The sequence below is a fragment of the Bradyrhizobium sp. WSM4874 genome (genome assembly GCF_055811835.1).
The window spans coordinates 21,460-35,616 of the sequence record NZ_JBVVPR010000043.1 but is presented as its reverse complement, the minus strand read 5'-3'; the positions used below and the strand labels follow the sequence as shown (position 1 = coordinate 35,616).

Sequence of the window (14,157 nt, the reverse complement as noted above, 5' to 3'; positions counted from 1 at the left end):
TACCGCGAGGTCTCCCTATGAGGGCAGTATCAGTACCGAACAACGGTCTTCGCCAAACACTTTTTGGGGTAATGGGTCCTGGCTTTCGCCAGGACGACCTTGGCAATCACCAATAAATCCCATGCCGATGCAGTTCGCGGATCACGCGTGCCTCGGTGGATGGCTGGCGACGTTTCGGCTTTGCCGTTTCTCTCGCGCTGGCAACCGGCGCGGCGCTGGGCTGAGTTGCGGCCGGAGCGGCCGCACTTGTTGTGGCAGTCGCTGCCGGAGGCGTTGAAGCTGGGGCGGTGGTCGCCGTCTGGACATTCGTAGGCGCTGCCGCCGGAGCTTGTGGCGGCGTTGCTGCTGCCGTTGCCGGGTCGGCGGTCTGCTGGCTCGCATTTGTCGCTGCAAGGCTGAGGCTCCGCGGTCCGCCGGCATAGGCCTGGCTTGCCAGCAGCGACATTGCCGTGATCAGGATCAGCTTTCGCATGACACCCTCCGTTATCTGGACAATCCGTCTTACCTAACTCGCTTGCCTCTATCGCGACGAGCGGCCCATCCCGATTTCGATCAGGGTGGCACGGCAGGACAGGCGATAGATCAAGCTGAACAGATGGCCCCACATGATCGAACTCCGTTGTTGATCAGTCCGGGGATTGTGACCCTCCATCGTTTCCGGCCATCTTCGCGGGGGCGGAAAAATGACTTCGTCGGCAATGTCAAAGGTTTCGTCGGAAGCACCGGCGCGAAACCGGCTCACGCCGGCGTGAGGGCCTGTCGGTAACGATCGTGGGCTCGGCCCCCCGGCGATCCTAATCGTGGACCAACATCAGCCGGCCATCCTCGAGGCCAAACACGAGTGCGGGACGATCGCGGTATTTCACGCCGCCGATATTCGTCGCGATCCTTGCCGGAAGTCTGATGCGCGCGATGTCATGCGGGCCAGCGACGAACCCGATGAGCCGCAGCGTTCGCCGTTCGAGGTCCGGCACCGCGAGATCTGGATGGCCGTCGCCATCAAAATCGGCCGTAAAGCTCATGTGCAGCGACCGCGAGCCGATGAAATGGTTCGATACGTCGGAAATTTCCGCCGATTTTTCCAAACGATCATGCCGCCACGACCACATTTCGAGAATCCCGGCCACATGAGGCTGGCGGACAAGCACGATATCCGTGGTGCCATCGCCGTCGAAATCGGCGATACCGGCCGGATTGAGCCAAGCATGGGCGTGGCCGATCGGAGGCGTCTCCGCAACGATGGCCGCCGAGGTGGGATCGATGACAGCCAGCGCGGAGCCGCGCTTCAGATAGGATTTGACCAGCACAATCCTTTCGCGGCCGCCGATCGCAGCGACGCGCGGCTCGAGGTCTTCGAACACGGCGTCACCATCCAGGCGCAGCGTGCGTTGTCCGCCCCCGCGCGGCTCGATCACCAGGCTACCGGCCTCGATGGCATCGCCGAGGACGCCGTGGTGATAGCGTTCGGTCGGCTCAGCGAGCCAGGCACGCGCGACGGTATCGCGGCCTGTCGCGACGCGCCCATCCGCAAGGGCCCCGGGCGGCGGCGCCGGACGTTCGAGCGCCGCGGCCGGCACCATGCGCATCGCTTTCGCGTCGAACTGGTACCAATTCGTGCCGATTGCAATTCGGACGTCGCTATCCGCTAAGTCAATTTCGCTGACGCGGCCGGGGGCGCGCACGGTGCCCGCCTGCCAGTCGGCCAGGGCTGGCGCGGACAGGGCTGGCGCGGACAGGGTCAGGGAAAATAGCAGGACCGCCGGGCGCAACCGCATCATGGTACTCCTGGAAAATCCGGCCGTGTTGCGGGGATCAGCGGCCGGTTGGCGGCGGCTCAAAACACCTCGAAATATTCGCGGTGCTCCCAGTCGGTCACCTCGGACAGGAAGCGGTCGATCTCGGCATTCTTGATGTGGGTGTAGTAATCGACGAACTCTGCACCGAGCTTTTCGCGGAAAAACGGATCGTCCTTCAGCGCGCTGACCGCGTCGCGCAGCGACTTCGGCAAGAGCGGCGCCTTGGTTTCGTAGGGTGTGTCGGCCGACGGGCCGGGATCGAGCTTGCGGTCGACACCGTCGAGGCCGGAGAGAATCTGCGAGGCCATGTAGAGATAGGGATTGGCGGCGGGCTCGCCGATGCGGTTTTCCAGGCGCGTGGCCGCATCGCCGGCAGCGCCGAGCACGCGGATCATCACGCCGCGATTGTCGCGGCCCCAGATCGCACGGTCCGGCGCCAGCGAATAGGAGCGGTAGCGCTTGTAGCCATTGATGGTCGGGGTGGTGAACGCGGTCGACGCGCGGGCGTGGTCGAGCAGGCCCGCAAGCCAGGCCCGGCCGAACGCGCTGAGCGGCTCGCCGCCCTCCTTGGCCGTTCCCTTGGCCATGAACTGGTTCTCGCCGCTCGCGCGTGAGACGACCGATTGGTGCAGATGCCAGCCGCTCGCGAACAAATTCGGCAGCTTCGGCCGGCACATGAAGGTGGCGTGATAGCCGTGGCGGTGCGCGATCTGCTTCACGGCGGAGCGGAACAGCACCATGTTGTCGGCAGGCTCCAGACCCTTCTTCGGCGCGAAGGTGAACTCGCACTGGCTCGGCCCGAATTCGACCTCGACCGAGCGCAAAGGCAATCCGAGCGCGACGATGTCACGCCGCAGGATCTCCAGCACCGGCTCCATCTGATCGAAGCGCTGCTCGGTGAGGTATTGATAGCCATGGCTGAGCAGGCTCACCGAAGGCGGCGTGCCGGGCTGGCCGGCATCTTCCGGGCGCATATGCGCGTCTTCGAGCTTGAAGATGTGGAATTCGACCTCGAGGCCCGCCACGAAATCGTGGCCGCGCGTGCCGAGCTCGTCGAGCACCTTGCGATACAGCCCGCGCGTCGCGAATGGCACGGGACGGCCGTCATTGAAATAGAGGTCGCACAGCACCCAGCCCGTGGTCGGCGCCCATGGCAAAACGCGAAAACTGGTGGGATCTGCGACCATCAGCACGTCTGCCGCGCCCTCCATCTCCTTCATGCCGAAGCCGCCGCCCGAGGTGAACACCGGAAACACCGTGCGGTGCGAGGTGTCCTTGGCGAGCATGGTGGTGGTGATGGAGCAGCCGCTCTCAAGCGACGCGATCGCCTCGGCGGCGACGATGGTCTTGCCGCGCAAAATGCCGTGCTGGTCCGGGAAGGCGAGGCGGATGACCTCGAGGTTCTTCTCCTCGACGATGCGGCGCATGCGCGATGCAGCGTCCGTCTGCTCATCCGACCACAGCGCATGACGCGCGACGAAAGTCACTTTGATTGCTCCTTGGTCGTTAGGCGCGACGCTGCTGCAACACATTCCGTCATTGCGAGCGCAGCGAAGCAATCCAGATTCCCTCCGCGGAAACAATCTGGATTGCTTCGCTGCGCTCGCAATGACGAAGGAGGCACCTGCATTCCGTGCTACTCCGCCGCCGTCAGCCGATGCACGTTGTCCGCGATCTCCTTCGGCACCGGCGCCGTCCACGGCGCGCTGCGGCGGCGCTTGACGTCGACTTCCATCCAGTAGATCTCCCAGCCTCGTGTCGGCCCGATGCCGTCCATGGTCGCCGGGCCCTGGATCGAACGTGCGGTGGCCTCGTCGAGATGCAGCATCGGCTTCTCGCCGCCTGCGACTTTCTCGATCTCCTGCCGCAGCAGGCGGCGGTATTGCACGATCGCCTTGTCGCTCGTGCCGAGGTGCTCCTTGGTGCGATCCTGGATCGCGCCCATCGATTCCACCGCCCACTGGTCGTGCACGTTGATGTCGGTGCCCATGCCGGTATAGGTCGCCGTCTGCTGCTCGTGCGGGTCGAAGCCGTAATCGTTGGTCCTGTTCTTGCGAGATTTGTAGTCCGGCAGCTCATAGAGCTCGAGCCGCTGGTCGCGCATCTTCTTCTTGTCGACCGGATTCGAATAGCTGGTGAAGATCGCGTACCAGTAGCAGTTCTCGTCGTCGACCGGCACGTGCCACTGCGTGATCGTCATCTCCGTGCTCATGGGGATGACGAAGCCGTGCGGGAAGAGCTGGTTGGTGACGCGCACATGGGTGCGCTCCTCGTCAATTTCGCGCAGCGCGATCAGCCGCAGGCCGTATTCGGTGTGCTCGACATTGATGATCGGACGATCGTATTCGCGCAAAATCTTCGTCATCGGCAAGTCGGAGCCTGCCGATGCGCCGCGGAACTGCTTGCCGTAGGCCGTCGAGGTGTCCTCGTCCTCGAAGAAGCGATGCAGATAGGAGGCATGTGCGGGATCGATGCCGACTTCGAGCGCCTGGAGCCAGTTGCAGGCCATGTGCCCCTTGAACGCGAATGTGTGCGTGCCGGGGGCGACGAAGCAATCGAGCTCGGGAAATGCCGGCGGCTCGCCTTCGCCGAGATAAGCCCAGAGGATGCCGCTCTTCTCCACCACGGGATAAGAGCGCTGACGGATGTTCTGGCAGAGCTTCGAGTCCTTCGGCTCGGCCGGGGTTTCGATGCATTGGCCGGTGGCGTCGAACAGCCAGCCATGAAAGGCGCAGCGCAGGCCGCCGTGCCCGAGCCGTCCGAAAGCGAGATCGGCGCCGCGATGCGCGCAGTGGCGATCGATCAGGCCGTAGCGCCCGGTCTCGTCGCGGAACAGCACCAGGTTTTCGCCGAGCAATCTGATGGGACGGATCGGACGATCGCCGTCGAGCTCGTCCACCAGCGCCGCCGGCTGCCAGTAGCTCCGCATCAGCTTGCCGCATGGGTCCTTCGGCCCGGTGCGGGTGATCAAGTCGTTCTGCTCCTGGCTCATCATGGCGAGTGCATCCTCTGTGGAGTGGCGGTTGTTCGCCTATTGAACGAATGGGCGAATTATGACATGCCTTGATCCGCCAGCAAGCACTATTTTGCAGGACCCTGACATCATGCCCAAGCTGAAACGAAGCGAGAGCGACGAGCGCGCGACGGATTTCGTCGAGAGCCTCGACCGCGGGCTGCGCCTGCTGCAGTGCTTCGGCACCACGGCCGGGCCGATGACGCTCAGCGATCTCGCCCGCGCCGCGGAGCTCCCACGTGCCACCGCGCGGCGCATGCTGTTCACGCTCCAGCGCGGCGGCTTCGTCAGCGGCGATGGCAAGCTGTTCTCGCTGACGCCACATGTGCTGACACTCGCCGCGTCCTATCTGCGATCCAATCAGCTCGTCACGGTCCTGCAACCAGTACTCGATCGCGTCGCGATCGCGGCGAACGAAATCTCCTCACTCGCGGTGCTCGACGGCAATGAGGTCGTGTTCATCGCGCGCAGCAGTCCGGCGCGGATGTTTTCGGGTGGGCTGGACATCGGCTACCGGCTTCCAGCGTTTTGCACCTCCGTCGGTCGCGCCATGCTCGGCCAGCTCGGCGATGCCGATCTCGCCGCACGGCTGAAAGCGATGAAGCGCGAGGCGTTGACGCCGCAGACGGTGACGGATCCGAAGGCATTGCTCGCGCGCATCGTCGCCGACCGCGCGCAGGGCTATTCGCTGGTGGACCGCGAGGCCGAGCCGCATTTCCGCTCGATCTCGGTTCCGGTGCGCCGTTACGACAATGTGATCGTCGCCGCCATCAACATGGGCGCGCATGTCGATCGCGTGCCGGCACAGGAATTGATCGATCGCTTCCTGCCGCTGTTGCGAGAGGGGGCGGAGTCGGTGCGCTCGCAACTGCTGTAGCTGCGCTACCGGTTGCGCATCCAGTCGGCGAGGCCCGATATCGCGTGATCGAGGTCCTGTCGCGCAGCGGCGTCCGTCACCGTCTCCTCCAGCGCGCCGCGCATGCAGAGCATCCACGCGTCGCGCTCGGCATCGCCGATGGCAAAGCCGATGTGGCGCTGGCGCAGCCGTGGATGGCCTTTCTCGGGGGAATAGAGTTTTGGGCCGCCGGTCCATTCGGTAAGATAGCGCTTCAGTACGTCCCTGATGAGGCCGAGATCGGCGGCGTGCATCGCGCGGATCATTTGGGCCTCCGGCAGCGCATCCATCCGCTCGTAGAAGCGATCGACCAGCCGCTCGACGGTGGCGCTGCCGCCGATCCGCTCGAACATGGAGATTGCGACGTCGCTATCGGTCATGGGAGTTCGGACCTACAGCGCCACGCTGCGCAGCCCGAAGCTGCGCGCTTCGTTCTGCAGCACCGGCCGCACCGCATCGATCAGCCTTGCCGCGGCGGCATCGACGGAAAGCCCGGCCGTGTCCACCACCGCCGTCGCGCGTGCATACAGCGGCTCGCGGCTCAGGAGGATGTTGCGCAGCTCCGCCATGGCGGAGCGGTCGTCGGCCATCGGGCGCAAATCGCCCTGGCGGCGGACGCGGGCCATGTGCTCCTCGGGCTCGGCCTTCAGCCAGATCGTGTAGAACGACGACAGGATCTGGTCGAAGGTCAAGGGCTCCGACACGATGCCGCCGCCGGTCGCCAGCACCATCAGCTCGTTGCGCGCGAGCAGCTGTTGCAGCGCCGCCTGCTCCATGCGGCGAAAACCTTCCTGGCCATAGAGCGCGATGATCTCGGCGACCGAGAGGCCGTTCTGCTGTTCGACCTCCTTGTTGAGCTCGACGAAACTCCAGCCGACCTTCTTCGCCAGCATCCTGCCGAGCGTCGATTTGCCGGCGCCGCGCAGGCCGATCAGCGCGATGCCGCAGAACGGCGCGCGCCGCGGCGCGGTTGCGCTGCCGCCCGCAAGTAAATCCTTGGCTTGCGCGATCTGCGCCGGCGTCGCCTTGCGCAAGAGATCGCGAAACATCTGCCAGTCCGGGGTCGGATCGACCGAGGGAAGCAGATCTTCGAGATGCGCGCCCATCGCGTCGGAGACGCGGCGGAGCAGCACGATGGAGACATTGCCCTTGCCGCTTTCGAGCTGCGCGATGTAGCGCTCCGATATTCCTGATACCTTGGCGAGCACCTTGCGCGACATGCCGCGCAGCGCGCGCATGTTGCGCACGCGCTGGCCGAGCTGTTCGAGAAATCGGGATTCGGCGTCGGGACTGTCGGTCATGGACTACGGATCACGGGCTTCTTGTGCGGAGGTCTTCTTTTAGGGGTGTCCTGCGGCGCGTATTAATGAAACATAGTGCCTGCTGGCATTGACAGCAAGCCGATGCGGTGTCTTTCTATGAATTATAATTCTAAATTCAGGGGAGAAGTCCGTGAGCGAGGGATCCTATAACGCGGTGACCTGGCTGCTCGACCGGAATGTCGAGGAGGGACGCGGCAACAAGCTCGCCTTCGACGACACCGTCTCACGGCTCACCTATGGCGAGCTCCAGCGCGAAACGCGGCGCGCCGCCAACATGCTGCGCCGGCTCGGCGTCCGCCGCGAAGAGCGCGTGGCCATGATCATGCTGGACACGATAGATTTCCCAATCGTGTTCCTGGGCGCGATCCGCGCCGGCATTGTGCCGGTGCCGCTCAACACGCTGCTGACATCGGATCAATACGCCTACATCCTCGCCGACTGTCGCGCGCGCGTGCTGTTCGTCTCGGAAGCGCTCTATCCCGTCATCAAGGACGTCGTCGGTCGCATGCCGGATCTCGAGCATGTCGTGGTGTCCGGCGCCAAGCAGAACGGCCACAAGCAGCTCGCCGAGGAGATTGCGGACGAGAGCGACCGGTTCACCACCGCTGCGACGCATCCGGACGAGCCGGCGTTCTGGCTGTACTCGTCAGGCTCGACCGGCATGCCCAAGGGCGTACGCCACATCCATTCGAACATGCAGGCGACCGCGGACACTTATGCCAAGCAGGTGCTCGGCATCCACGAGAACGACGTTTGTCTTTCTGCGGCAAAGCTGTTCTTCGCCTATGGTCTCGGCAATGCGTTGACCTTTCCAATGTCGGTCGGCGCCACCGTAGTGCTCAACAGCGAGCGGCCGACACCGGCGCGCATGTTCGATCTGATGAACCGCTATAATCCCTCGATCTTCTACGGCGTGCCGACGTTGTTCGCGGCGATGCTCAACGACGAGGCGATGAAGGGCGAGCGCGGCGGCAAGTCTTTGCGCATCTGCACCTCGGCCGGCGAGGCGCTGCCGGAATCCGTGGGCAACAGCTGGAAGGCGCGCTTCGGCGTCGACATCCTCGACGGCGTAGGCTCGACCGAGCTGTTGCACATCTTCCTGTCGAACGCTCCCGGCGACATCAAATACGGCTCCTCCGGCAAACCGGTGCCGGGCTATGCGGTGCGGCTCGTCAACGAGGCCGGACAGGATGTCGCCGACGGCGAGGTCGGCGAGCTCCTGGTCGATGCGCCCTCCGCCGGCGAGGGCTACTGGAACCAGCGCCACAAGAGCCGCCGCACGTTCGAGGGACCGTGGACCCGCACCGGCGACAAATATGTCAGGGATGCCGAGGGCCGCTACACCTTCTGCGGCCGCGCCGACGACATGTTCAAGGTCTCAGGCATCTGGGTCTCGCCTTTCGAGGTCGAGAGCGCGCTGATCACGCATCCCGCCGTGCTGGAAGCTGCCGTCGTGCCGGAAGCCGATCCGGAAGGTCTGCTGAAGCCGAAGGCTTTCGTCGTGCTGCGCCCCGGCGCGACGACGACGGGCCTGCAGGAGATGCTCAAGGACCACGTCAAGCAGAAGATCGGCCCGTGGAAATATCCGCGCTGGATCGACGTGGTGGACTCGCTGCCGAAGACGGCGACGGGCAAGATCCAGCGGTTCAAGCTGCGGGACGGGGCGAATTGACAACAGGTCGTCATGGCCGGGCTTGACCCGGCCATCCACGTGCGTCTGCAATTGAGGGAAGACGTGGATGCCCGGGTCAAGCCCGGGCATGACGACTGAGAGAAGAGCGACAGAACATGACCGACCTCACCCCCACCGGCTTTCTCAGCATCGACAACGCCAGCCTCGAATACAAATGGCTGGCGCCGCAATCCGCCGATGCACCCACCATCGTCATGCTGCATGAAGGCCTCGGCTCGGTCGGGCTCTGGGGTGACTTCCCCGAGAAGCTGCAGCAGGCGACCGGCGCCGGCATCTTCGCCTATTCGCGTGCAGGCTATGGCCAGTCGAGCAAGGTCTCGCTGCCGCGGCCGCTCGATTACATGCAGCGCGAGGCGTTGGACGTACTGCCGAAGATCCTCGATGCGATCGGCTTCAGGCGCGGCTTGCTGCTCGGCCATTCCGACGGCGCCTCGATCGCGACCATCTATGCCGGCGCGCATCAGGATCATCGCCTGAGCGGCCTCGTGCTGATCGCGCCGCATTTCATCGTCGAGGACATCTCAGTGAAATCCATCACCGCGATCAAGACGACCTTCGAGACCACCGACCTGAAGGCGAAGCTCGCGCGCTGGCACAAGGACGTCGACAACGCCTTCTACGGCTGGAACGCCGCCTGGCTCGATCCGAAATTCCGCGACTGGGATATCTCGGAATATCTCGCCTATATCCGCGTTCCGGTGCTGGTCCTTCAAGGCGTGGACGACCAATACGGGACGCTGCATCAGGCCGAGATCGCGCAGCAAGAATGCTATTGCCCGGTCGAGTTGGAAGTCATTTCAGGCGCGGCGCATTCTCCCCACCGCGAAGCTCCGGGACAGACGCTTGACGCGATTGAGCAATTTGCAGCAGCGGCCCTGCGCGAAGACATGAAACAAAATGCATGTTCACTCGCTTAAGGGGTAGACGCGCTCAGGAATGTGCACTATTGTGCACCTAACGCTATAGCCAAGACGCATAATCAAGCTCAAGGGTGGCCCATGGCCGGGGAAGATCGGCGCCTCGCAGGCGGCGCGACATTCATCGATTTCCAGACCGAGCCGTCCCGCTACCGGCACTGGAAGCTCGCGGTCGACGGTGACGTCGCCACCCTGACCATGGACGTCGACGAGAATGGCGGCCTGTTCGAGGGCTATCTGCTCAAGCTCAATTCCTACGATCTCGGCGTCGACATCGAGCTTGCCGACGCGGTCCAGCGCCTGCGCTTCGAGCACCCCGAGGTGAAGGTCGTGGTGATGCGCTCGGCCAAGAACCGCGTGTTCTGCGCCGGCGCCAACATCCGCATGCTCGCGGGCTCGACGCACGCCCACAAGGTCAATTTCTGCAAGTTCACCAACGAGACCCGGAACGGCATGGAAGACTCGTCGGAGAATTCCGGCCAGCGCTTCATCACCGTCGTGAACGGCTCGGCCGCGGGCGGCGGCTATGAGCTCGCGCTCGCCACCGACTACATCATGCTCGCCGATGACGGCGCGTCCGCCGTCGCCTTGCCCGAAGTGCCGCTGCTCGCGGTGCTGCCGGGCACCGGCGGCCTCACGCGTGTGGTCGACAAGCGCAAGGTGCGCCGCGATCACGCAGATTTCTTCTGCACCATCGAGGAAGGCGTGAAGGGCAAGCGCGCCGTGCAATGGCGGCTGGTCGACGAGATCGCGCCGAACAGCAAGCTCGAAGGCAAGGTTGCCGAGCGCGCCAAAGAATTCGCCCAGGCCTCGAAGCGCAAGGGGAGCGGCAAGGGCATCGCGCTGACGCCGCTCAAGCGCATCATCGATGAGACCAGCATCCGCTATGACTTTGTCACCGTCGACATCGACCGCGCCGCGCGCATCGCCACGATCGCGATCAAGGCGCCTGAAGCCGCGCCGCCCGCCGACATCGACAGCATGATGGCACAGGGTGTCGCGTTCTGGCCGCTCCAGGTCGCGCGCGAACTCGACGACGCGATCCTGCATCTGCGCATCAACGAGCTCGAGATCGCCATGCTGGTGTTCAAGAGCCATGGCGACCGCGCCCATGTGCTCGCCTGCGATGCCTTCCTCGAAGCCAACAAGGCGCATTGGCTGGTCAACGAAATCAGGCATTACTGGAAGCGCGTCTTGAAGCGCATCGACGTCACCTCGCGCACGCTGGTGACGCTGGTCGAGCCCGGCTCCTGCTTCGCCGGGACGCTCGCCGAACTCGTCTTCGCCGCCGATCGCTCCTACATGCTGATCGGCACGCGCCAGGGCGACAACCGCCCGCCGCCGTCGATCGAACTGTCAGCCATGAATTTCGGCCCCTATCCGATGAGCCATGGCCTGACGCGGCTTCAGTCGCGCTTCCAGGCCGATCCGTCCGATGTGGAACGCACGGAAGCCACGATGGGCACGGCGCTGGACGCCGAGCAGGCCGAAGAGCTCGGTCTCGTCACCTTCGCGCTCGACGACATCGACTGGGACGACGAGGTCCGCGTGTTCCTGGAGGAGCGTGCCAGCTTCTCGCCCGACAGCCTCACCGGCATGGAAGCGAGCTTGCGCTTCGTCGGCCCCGAGACGATGGAATCGAAAATCTTCTCGCGCCTCACCGCGTGGCAGAACTGGATCTTCCAGCGCCCGAACGCGGTCGGCGAGGAAGGCGCGCTGCGCCGCTACGGCAGCGGTCAGAAGCCGAAATTCGATATGACGCGGGTGTGATGACATTTGCTGCGTCATGGCCGGGCTCGTCCCGGCCATCCACGTCCTTGGCTGAGCAAGCCAGAACGTGGATGCCCGGCACAAGGCCGGGCATGACGAAAGAAATCCAAGGAGCACGGCCATGAACATGAACATCATGAACGTCGACTACTCGACCAAGATTCCGAACAACGTCAATCTGGCCGAAGACCGCCAGGTGCTCAAGGCGCTGGAAGGCTGGCATCCCGGCTACATGGACTGGTGGAAAGACATGGGGCCGGAAGGCTTCCAGGAATCGCTGGTGTACTTGCGAACCGCTTATTCGGTCGATCCGCGCGGCTGGGCCAAGTTCGACTATGTGCGAATGCCCGAGTATCGCTGGGGCATTCTCCTTGCTCCCCAGGAAGAGAACCGCGTCGTGCCGTTCGGCGAGCATTTTGGCGAGCCGGCCTGGCAGGAAGTCCCGGGTGAATATCGCGCCATGCTGCGCCGCCTGATCGTGATCCAGGGCGACACCGAGCCTGCCTCCGTCGAGCAGCAGCGCCACCTCGGCAAGACCGCGCCCTCGCTGTACGACATGCGCAATCTGTTCCAGGTCAATGTCGAGGAGGGCCGTCACCTCTGGGCGATGGTGTACCTGCTGCAAAAGTACTTCGGTCGCGACGGACGTGAAGAGGCTGACGATTTGTTGCGCCGCCGCTCGGGTGACGCCGACTCGCCACGCATGCTGGGCGCCTTCAACGAGGCGACGCCGGATTGGCTGTCCTTCTTCATGTTCACCTACTTCACCGATCGCGACGGCAAGATGCAGCTGCACTCGCTGGCGCAGTCCGGCTTCGATCCCTTGTCGCGCACCTGCCGCTTCATGCTGACGGAGGAAGCGCACCACATGTTCGTCGGCGAGACCGGCATCACCCGTGTCGTGCAGCGCACCTGCGATGCGATGCGGGAAGCCGGCATCACCGATCCCACCGATATCGCGAAGGTCCGCGCGCTCGGTGTGATCGACCTGCCGACCATCCAGAAGAAGCTGAACCTGCACTATACGCTGTCGCTCGATCTCTTTGGCTCGGAAGTCTCGACCAACGCGGCGAACGCCTTCAACACCGGCATCAAGGGTCGCTATCACGAGACCCAGATCGACGACGATCATCAGCTCAAGAACGCCACCTATCCGGTGCTGAAGTTCATCGACGGCGAGATCAAGCTGGTGGACGAGCCGGCGCTGACCGCGCTCAACATGCGTCTGCGCGACGATTACAGCCAGGATTGCGTCAAGGGCATGCTGCGCTGGAACAAGGTGATCTCGACCGCGGGCTACCAGTTTCAGCTCAAGCTGCCCAACGTCGCCTTCCATCGCCATATCGGCGAGTTCAAGGGCATCCACGCGACGCCGGATGGTCTGTTGATCGACGACGCAAATTGGGCCCGGCGCAAGGACGAATGGCTGCCCTCCACCGCGGACGGCGACTTCATCACCTCGCTGATGCAGCCCGTCACCGAGACCGGCCAGTTCGCCTCCTGGATCTCGCCCCCGAAAGTCGGCATCGACAACAAGCCGGGCGATTTCGAGTATGTGAGGATCGAGTCGTAGGAGCTGGTTCTCTGCCGGCTGATACACGCGAGGGAGGCGCAAAGCCTCCCATGTCGTCCCGGCGAAAGCCGGGACCCATAACCACAGGGAGAAGTTTGGCGGCGGGCTACTTGTTCGGTACTCCTACCAACCGCAACCGATAGATCACGCGGTATGGGTCCCGGCCTGCGCCGGGACGACGCCGGAATTTGAGGCGCGGGCCGTTGCCTCAACTATCCCACCCGCTCCCCTTGATCCCCGGGTTCGCATAAACAATGCCGCCGTCCACCGCGATGGTCGCGCCAACCACATAGTCCCCCGCGCGCGAGGCGAGATAGATCGCAGCGCCCGCCATGTCCTCGTCGGTGCCGATGCGGCCCGCGGGCACGCGCGTCGAGACCTCGTCGGCATGATCGCGTGCGGCGCGGTTCATGTCGGATTTGAACGGGCCCGGAGCGATTGCAGTGACCACGACATGGTCGCCGATCAATTTCACGGCCATGCGCCGCGTCAGATGGATCAGCCCCGCCTTGCTCGCCGCGTAGGAATAGGTCTCGCCCGGATTGACGAAGATGCCGTCGATCGAGGCGATGTTGATCACTTTCGCCGGCCGCTCTGCGGAGGCCGCCGCGCGCAGCGTAGGCGCCAGCGCCTTGGTCAGGAAGAACGGCGCCTTGACGTTGAGGTTCATCACCTTGTCCCAGCCGCTCTCCGGAAACTCGTCGAACTCCGCGCCCCAGGCCGCGCCCGCATTGTTGACGAGGATGTCGAGTCTTGGCTCGCGCTTGGCGAATTCGCTTGCGAGCAGCTCGGCACCGGCCAGCGTCGAGATGTCGATCGGCAGCGCGATGCATTCGCCGTCATACTGCGCGGAGAGCTCGTTCGCGGTCGCTTCGCAAGGCCCGGCCTTGCGCGCGGTAATGTAGACCTTCGCGGCCCCTGCGCTGAGAAATCCCGCCGCGATCATCTTGCCGATGCCGCGCGAACCGCCGGTCACCAGCGCGACACGGCCTTTGAGCGAGAACAGATCGTCGAACATGGTGCCTCCCTTTGTTGGCGACGTTTTGAGCGCGGGCGGGGAGGGGAGTCAAGGAAGGCGCTGCATCGTGGGGGGGGGGGGGGGGGGGCCGGCCCCGCGGGGGGGGGAGGGGGGGGGGGAGGGGGGGGAGAAACACCCCCCCACACGGGGCGGGCGGCGG

At 64.3% G+C, this 14,157-nt stretch carries 12 protein-coding genes; 5 read left to right on the top strand and 7 right to left on the bottom strand.

Features of this window, described 5'->3' with window-relative positions:
- Positions 1–106 precede the first annotated feature (106 nt).
- The 4 genes from AC0L3P_RS31720 to AC0L3P_RS31705 form a co-directional block, all read right to left on the bottom strand.
- The gene (locus AC0L3P_RS31720; RefSeq protein ID WP_473308082.1) at positions 107–472 is read right to left on the bottom strand and encodes a hypothetical protein; all 366 of its coding nucleotides are present in this window, start codon (positions 470–472) and stop codon (positions 107–109) included.
- Between the two features lie 322 nt (positions 473–794).
- Positions 795–1,778, bottom strand: a complete 984-nt coding sequence (locus AC0L3P_RS31715) for an FG-GAP repeat domain-containing protein (protein ID WP_473308080.1) — start codon at positions 1,776–1,778, stop codon at positions 795–797.
- 56 nt (positions 1,779–1,834) lie between these two features.
- Entirely contained in the window at positions 1,835–3,283 is a 1,449-nt protein-coding gene (locus tag AC0L3P_RS31710) for a glutamine synthetase family protein (protein ID WP_354063930.1), read from the bottom strand.
- A 149-nt stretch (positions 3,284–3,432) separates the two neighbouring features.
- Positions 3,433–4,791: an aromatic ring-hydroxylating dioxygenase subunit alpha gene (locus tag AC0L3P_RS31705; RefSeq protein ID WP_473308077.1), complete on the bottom strand. Its 1,359-nt coding sequence runs from the start codon at positions 4,789–4,791 to the stop codon at positions 3,433–3,435.
- A 109-nt stretch (positions 4,792–4,900) separates the two neighbouring features.
- Between AC0L3P_RS31705 and AC0L3P_RS31700 the strand changes: the two genes are divergently transcribed.
- The gene (locus AC0L3P_RS31700) at positions 4,901–5,686 is read left to right on the top strand and encodes an IclR family transcriptional regulator domain-containing protein (RefSeq protein ID WP_473308074.1); all 786 of its coding nucleotides are present in this window, start codon (positions 4,901–4,903) and stop codon (positions 5,684–5,686) included.
- 5 nt (positions 5,687–5,691) lie between these two features.
- On the opposite strand, the gene AC0L3P_RS31695 is transcribed toward AC0L3P_RS31700, so the two are convergent.
- Both AC0L3P_RS31695 and AC0L3P_RS31690 read right to left on the bottom strand, forming a co-directional pair.
- Complete coding sequence (locus tag AC0L3P_RS31695; RefSeq protein ID WP_473308071.1) at positions 5,692–6,084, bottom strand: group II truncated hemoglobin; 393 nt, start codon at positions 6,082–6,084, stop codon at positions 5,692–5,694.
- Positions 6,085–6,096: 12 nt separating this feature from the next.
- Positions 6,097–7,005: a helix-turn-helix transcriptional regulator gene (locus AC0L3P_RS31690; protein ID WP_354254598.1), complete on the bottom strand. Its 909-nt coding sequence runs from the start codon at positions 7,003–7,005 to the stop codon at positions 6,097–6,099.
- Between the two features lie 151 nt (positions 7,006–7,156).
- Between AC0L3P_RS31690 and AC0L3P_RS31685 the strand changes: the two genes are divergently transcribed.
- From AC0L3P_RS31685 to boxB, 4 genes are all read left to right on the top strand, one after another.
- Positions 7,157–8,698 (top strand): benzoate-CoA ligase family protein, encoded by a 1,542-nt coding sequence (locus AC0L3P_RS31685; protein WP_473308068.1) that lies wholly within the window; start codon positions 7,157–7,159, stop codon positions 8,696–8,698.
- Positions 8,699–8,814: 116 nt separating this feature from the next.
- A complete protein-coding gene (locus AC0L3P_RS31680; protein WP_473308066.1) occupies positions 8,815–9,636 on the top strand; it encodes an alpha/beta fold hydrolase in 822 nt (273 codons plus the stop codon).
- 81 nt (positions 9,637–9,717) lie between these two features.
- Complete coding sequence (gene boxC, locus AC0L3P_RS31675; RefSeq protein WP_473308065.1) at positions 9,718–11,406, top strand: 2,3-epoxybenzoyl-CoA dihydrolase; 1,689 nt, start codon at positions 9,718–9,720, stop codon at positions 11,404–11,406.
- A gap of 121 nt (positions 11,407–11,527) precedes the next feature.
- The gene (gene boxB, locus AC0L3P_RS31670; protein ID WP_473308063.1) at positions 11,528–12,979 is read left to right on the top strand and encodes a benzoyl-CoA 2,3-epoxidase subunit BoxB; all 1,452 of its coding nucleotides are present in this window, start codon (positions 11,528–11,530) and stop codon (positions 12,977–12,979) included.
- Between the two features lie 208 nt (positions 12,980–13,187).
- Here the strand turns inward: boxB and AC0L3P_RS31665 are convergent, their stop codons facing one another.
- Positions 13,188–13,997 (bottom strand): SDR family oxidoreductase, encoded by an 810-nt coding sequence (locus AC0L3P_RS31665; protein WP_473308061.1) that lies wholly within the window; start codon positions 13,995–13,997, stop codon positions 13,188–13,190.
- Between the last annotated feature and the right edge of the window lie 160 nt (positions 13,998–14,157).

Excerpts from the sequence above, each read along its gene's own strand:
- AC0L3P_RS31715 (WP_473308080.1), bottom strand. The coding sequence starts at position 1,778 with ATGATGCGGTTGCGCCCGGCGGTCCTGCTATTTTCCCTGACCCTGTCC.
- boxB (WP_473308063.1), top strand. The coding sequence starts at position 11,528 with ATGAACATGAACATCATGAACGTCGACTACTCGACCAAGATTCCGAAC.
- AC0L3P_RS31705 (WP_473308077.1), bottom strand. The coding sequence starts at position 4,791 with ATGATGAGCCAGGAGCAGAACGACTTGATCACCCGCACCGGGCCGAAG.
- AC0L3P_RS31680 (WP_473308066.1), top strand. The coding sequence starts at position 8,815 with ATGACCGACCTCACCCCCACCGGCTTTCTCAGCATCGACAACGCCAGC.
- boxC (WP_473308065.1), top strand. The coding sequence starts at position 9,718 with ATGGCCGGGGAAGATCGGCGCCTCGCAGGCGGCGCGACATTCATCGAT.
- AC0L3P_RS31690 (WP_354254598.1), bottom strand. The coding sequence starts at position 7,005 with ATGACCGACAGTCCCGACGCCGAATCCCGATTTCTCGAACAGCTCGGC.
- AC0L3P_RS31695 (WP_473308071.1), bottom strand. The coding sequence starts at position 6,084 with ATGACCGATAGCGACGTCGCAATCTCCATGTTCGAGCGGATCGGCGGC.
- AC0L3P_RS31665 (WP_473308061.1), bottom strand. The coding sequence starts at position 13,997 with ATGTTCGACGATCTGTTCTCGCTCAAAGGCCGTGTCGCGCTGGTGACC.
- AC0L3P_RS31720 (WP_473308082.1), bottom strand. The coding sequence starts at position 472 with ATGCGAAAGCTGATCCTGATCACGGCAATGTCGCTGCTGGCAAGCCAG.
- AC0L3P_RS31700 (WP_473308074.1), top strand. The coding sequence starts at position 4,901 with ATGCCCAAGCTGAAACGAAGCGAGAGCGACGAGCGCGCGACGGATTTC.